This window comes from Winogradskyella sp. (assembly GCF_013042245.1).
Taxonomy (GTDB): domain Bacteria; phylum Bacteroidota; class Bacteroidia; order Flavobacteriales; family Flavobacteriaceae; genus Winogradskyella.
The window spans coordinates 1-4,273 of sequence record NZ_JABDQL010000008.1 but is presented as its reverse complement, the minus strand read 5'-3'; the positions used below and the strand labels follow the sequence as shown (position 1 = coordinate 4,273).

At 31.9% G+C, this 4,273-nt stretch carries 4 protein-coding genes; 2 read left to right on the top strand and 2 right to left on the bottom strand.

Annotated elements, in window-relative coordinates; genetic code table 11:
* The first annotated feature begins 469 nt into the window (after positions 1–469).
* Entirely contained in the window at positions 470–628 is a 159-nt protein-coding gene (locus HKP48_RS00340; protein WP_296341641.1) for a hypothetical protein, read from the top strand.
* 349 nt (positions 629–977) lie between these two features.
* Here the strand turns inward: HKP48_RS00340 and HKP48_RS00335 are convergent, their stop codons facing one another.
* Both HKP48_RS00335 and HKP48_RS00330 read right to left on the bottom strand, forming a co-directional pair.
* Entirely contained in the window at positions 978–1,997 is a 1,020-nt protein-coding gene (locus HKP48_RS00335) for a hypothetical protein (RefSeq protein WP_296341639.1), read from the bottom strand.
* A 123-nt stretch (positions 1,998–2,120) separates the two neighbouring features.
* A complete protein-coding gene (locus HKP48_RS00330; protein ID WP_296341634.1) occupies positions 2,121–3,857 on the bottom strand; it encodes an aryl-sulfate sulfotransferase in 1,737 nt (578 codons plus the stop codon).
* 178 nt (positions 3,858–4,035) lie between these two features.
* Between HKP48_RS00330 and HKP48_RS00325 the strand changes: the two genes are divergently transcribed.
* Positions 4,036–4,273: transposase family protein (locus HKP48_RS00325; protein WP_296341632.1), on the top strand; the 238-nt coding region annotated here is incomplete at its 3' end.

Below are 4,273 nucleotides of genomic sequence, written 5' to 3'. Positions count from 1 at the left end.
AAATCAGTAAAATCAATTCATTTACTATTTCCTGTCGCTCAAATAATTCGAGGCTTTTGAAGTATTCTGTGAAATTTTGTGGTATCATGACTTTCGTTTTTAATAAAATACAACTTATTTAAGTCATATTATAGAATATAGCCAAATTTTTCAATAAGGCGTTAATCCAATACAAATCTGTTTAACGTTGCCTCGAGCATAACTTAACTCTACTGCTTTTTGTTTAAATGTAGTACTGTTATTACATTTCTATTTTTTCATAATTCAAAGTTATTTAAGTTAACTTTAAATCTCTATTTTTTTGTCCTATCTAATGTAATAATTCCAGACTGCAAATTATATGCAACATGGAGAATTTAATAGTTTAGATATTGGCTCATTATTTCAAGTAAATCAATTTTTTTAGGTATGGCTGCCACAACAACCCCTTCTAAACATGGTGAAGATGCTCATTTATTAACATCTATTAATGGTTTTTATTGGTTTGGAGTATGAGCGCTTTAGATTTGGTTTGTCATATGATTTTAATACTGGTCTAATAGGGCGTACCAATGGTGTTTATGAGTTGTCAGTTACCTATTTAACGGGTTGTCGTAGTTGTAACATAGATAGACGTAGAAAACCTTGATGGTTTTAATGCTTGTTTATCTTGAATAAAACACATAAAAAGTTTAGTTCACACTAAATCATCTGTTTATAACATGTTAGATATGTAGCAAGATCGATATTTGAACTCGAGACCTTCAGGTTATGAACTCAAATATTGAACATAATTCCCTATTTTAAGGGTGTTTTTGTTGTCTATTTTTTAAATTAGTATTCTATAAAACGTGTTCAGTTGATTGTTTACAGTTAATAATTATTAAAACTAGTAAAATTTATGTAACAAAATTGTATGAGTTTTTGTTTGTCTCACTTTTCAAAAATATCTTAGCTTTTAAATAGTTATCAAACGTTTTATAGTCTTTCTTTTTTGGTTAAAGGCTTTCAATATATTGGATTATTAGATCTATTCCTTCTTGGTCTAAGATAGATGTTCCAATTAATGGCATTTCACCTTCTGATACTAAATTAATTATTTCATCTTGTTCATCTAAAAGCCCAGTTTGATTTAATGGTGTCTCATATCTAAAATCAAGATCTTGTTCTGCTGACTCTTCCCAAGCACTTGGATTATGACAATGAGCACAATTCATTTCTAAATAGGCTCTTCCTCTTTCTTCTAGAGAAAAATTCAAGCTATTATAATCAACAATTTGCGAAATTTCATTTACTTGGAAGCCATTAAGAACACCTACAGATTGTAGATGGTTTATTTGATTTATGCTAGCACCGTTTCTTTCAACAACTCTATTTAGGTTTCTTAATTTAGTACCCAATGGTATTAAAGTTGAATTAGATTGATGGCAGGTAATACATTCATTTCTGTCTGGAATATGATAAAGTGTTGAAATATTATTTCCATTTGAATTAGTCCAACTTACTTGGGTATCCATTCCATTTAATTCTAATGTAGCATCCGTTTGTGCATCATTCCAAATGTAAGTTGCAACATTCCATAGATTACTTTCTTTGATTAATAATCGAGTTTCAATAATTCTTTTTCCTAAAGATGTATCCCTCTCATCATTGTAATAAAAGAAGGTTTTTGCCAATATTGTTCCGTCTGGAAAATCTATTGAATTGTCATTTAATCTTGTCATCTGTGTTCCTTCAGGAACTTTTACAAGTCGTTGCTTATAAGCATAATCCGTAAAAAGAATTGAGCTTAATTCTAATAATAGAAAATCATCAGAAGGAAGTAAATTCGAAGGATTGCCTTGATATATATTGTAGGATAAAAGGCTATTTTCAAAAACTACTGTTTGTTGAAAATTGAAATCAGGAATTTCAACTTGAAAACCAGAGTCATCGTCTTGAAAATCAAGGTTATCATCATTACATGAAATTGAACTAATGATTAAAAATCCTATTACAAAAAGAAATATTTTTTTCATACTATCATCACTTTTTTTGCTATTTATTGGTGCAATTATTAATTTATAGTTTACTAATTTTGGTTAAGCAAAATTTATTTTGTGCTTTTACTTCTAATAAATTTAGCTCAACCACGAAAAGCTTTATTTTTTGATTACCATTTTCTTTGTTATTATGGAGTTACCCATTTTTAATTGATAAAAATATAATCCTCCACTATGGTATTTAGAATCGAATTCTATGCTATGATTACCTCTTTCTTTATTGCCACGATAAATTGTTTCTATCAACCTTCCTAACGGGTCTAGTAAATTTATTTCTACTTCACCAGACGCTGATAAAGAATAATTAATAGAAGTAGTTGAATTGAATGGGTTTGGAACATTTTGTTTAAGCTCAAATTTATTATTGTCAAACTCATTAATACCTAAACCAAAATAGATCTCTATATAATCTCCTGGAGTCAAATCTCGTCCTGTAAAAGCTGGATACGATGGCGCATAACGATATGACCTAAACATAGAATTTCTATTTCTATTAGAATCTCCTAGTGTAAAATTATCTTGACCCTGATTAAACGGCCCCAACTGTCCATCTGGGTTAATATAAGTCCAAGTGACATCTCTATTTGATGTTAATTCGGTCAATGTAGCTTGTGCTCCAGAGCATATAAATGTATTGCCATTAGGTAGCCTCTGAGCACTAGAAATAAAACGTGAATAAAACGAATAATCTGGTATTGGATCATCTGGGTTAGATTCCCAATATATCTCACTAGGGGCGTAAGCTTCTCCTGGCACCAATGGATAGTTTCCATTTATATCAGGTGTAGGAATAGCTATTTCATCTGCCGATGAATGATTTGTGGTTATACCATTATTAAAAACCAATATGTTGCCTGCACCAGGCAACCCGTTTTCTATCCAATGCGCGTCGTGTTGATGAAATAACTTTTGATCATCTTCGTCTCCTGCACCATACATTCGTGGATTACCCCAGCGGTAAAGTAAATCACCTCCTTTACCACTTCTTCCGCCTGAATGACTCGCTGCCTCCGCTGTTGTAGTACTATGGTCTATAATCCAAAATTCACTAAACCCATGAACACTAAAAATAATTTGATCTAAATCGGCATTATAATCAACAGCATTGGCGTGCAACCAATCAGTCTTATCTACCGTTCCTTCTGACACAACATTTATATCGACCAATTCTGGATGATCAGAAACTGTTCCATAATTAGCTTTGGTAGGGTCGATATCTTGGACAAGGTGGTCCCAAACATGCCATTCCCAAACAATATTGCCTCCAGAAGAACCTGTGGGCTCAATTTCAATTATTTTCTCAGGAAGAATATAGCCATTGTCAATTGTATTTGGGTCTCTTCCAGCTGCAATAGCTTCTGCTTCAGTTTTTCTTTCCCATGCTATCAATAAAATATTTCCGTTAGGCAGGTATTCTACGTCATGATGCGTTAAATACTCCGAAGAATAGTGGTTAAAAGTCCAAACTTCATTACCTTCCCAATCAAATCGTTTTAGAATTCCAGATTTTCCATCCGTAGGAAATGTGTCTAGAGGAAAGTCCTCATCAAAATCTTCCACTGCGGCCATTCGTAAAAGGCTACCATCTTCTAATAAATAAGTTACTAAACCTGTTCCTTCAGTTCCAGTCTCCCATTCGTTAACAATTCTACCAGACATATCAATAAGGTGTACTTCAGTTGAAAACTGAGGTGCTATTAGAGTATATCCTTCAAAAGCATTTGTAGTCCATAGTGTCATACCTACTGTATGGTCTGGATATTCTTCTATTACGGTTCCAACTTGTGCAATTAAGTTAGTGGAGCAAAACAACACTGCTAATAGATATCGATTCATAACTAATTAATTTTATGTAAATTTAATCAAATTAATGGAAATATAAAATCGACAGTAATAAGTGGACAGGGCAAACGCATCTAAAAAAGTTTATTTTTCGGATATAAATCACTGATATTCAGTTGGTTTTCAAGATTAAATTTTGTATATTATGCTGATAATCAATATTTTATACGTTTTGAAAACAACAAACAAATTAGTTTCTATTTTTAGTAAAATAGACGATCCTAGACGTGATTTAACAAAGCTTCACAAGTTAAATGACATCCTTCTTATTGGTATTATCTCCGTTATTTGTGGAGCAGATTCTTGGAATGAAATGGAACTCTATGCTCAAGAAAAAGAAGATTTTTTAAGAACTTTTTTGGAATTACCTAATGGTATTCCTTCTCATGACACGCTTAATCGTGTATTTT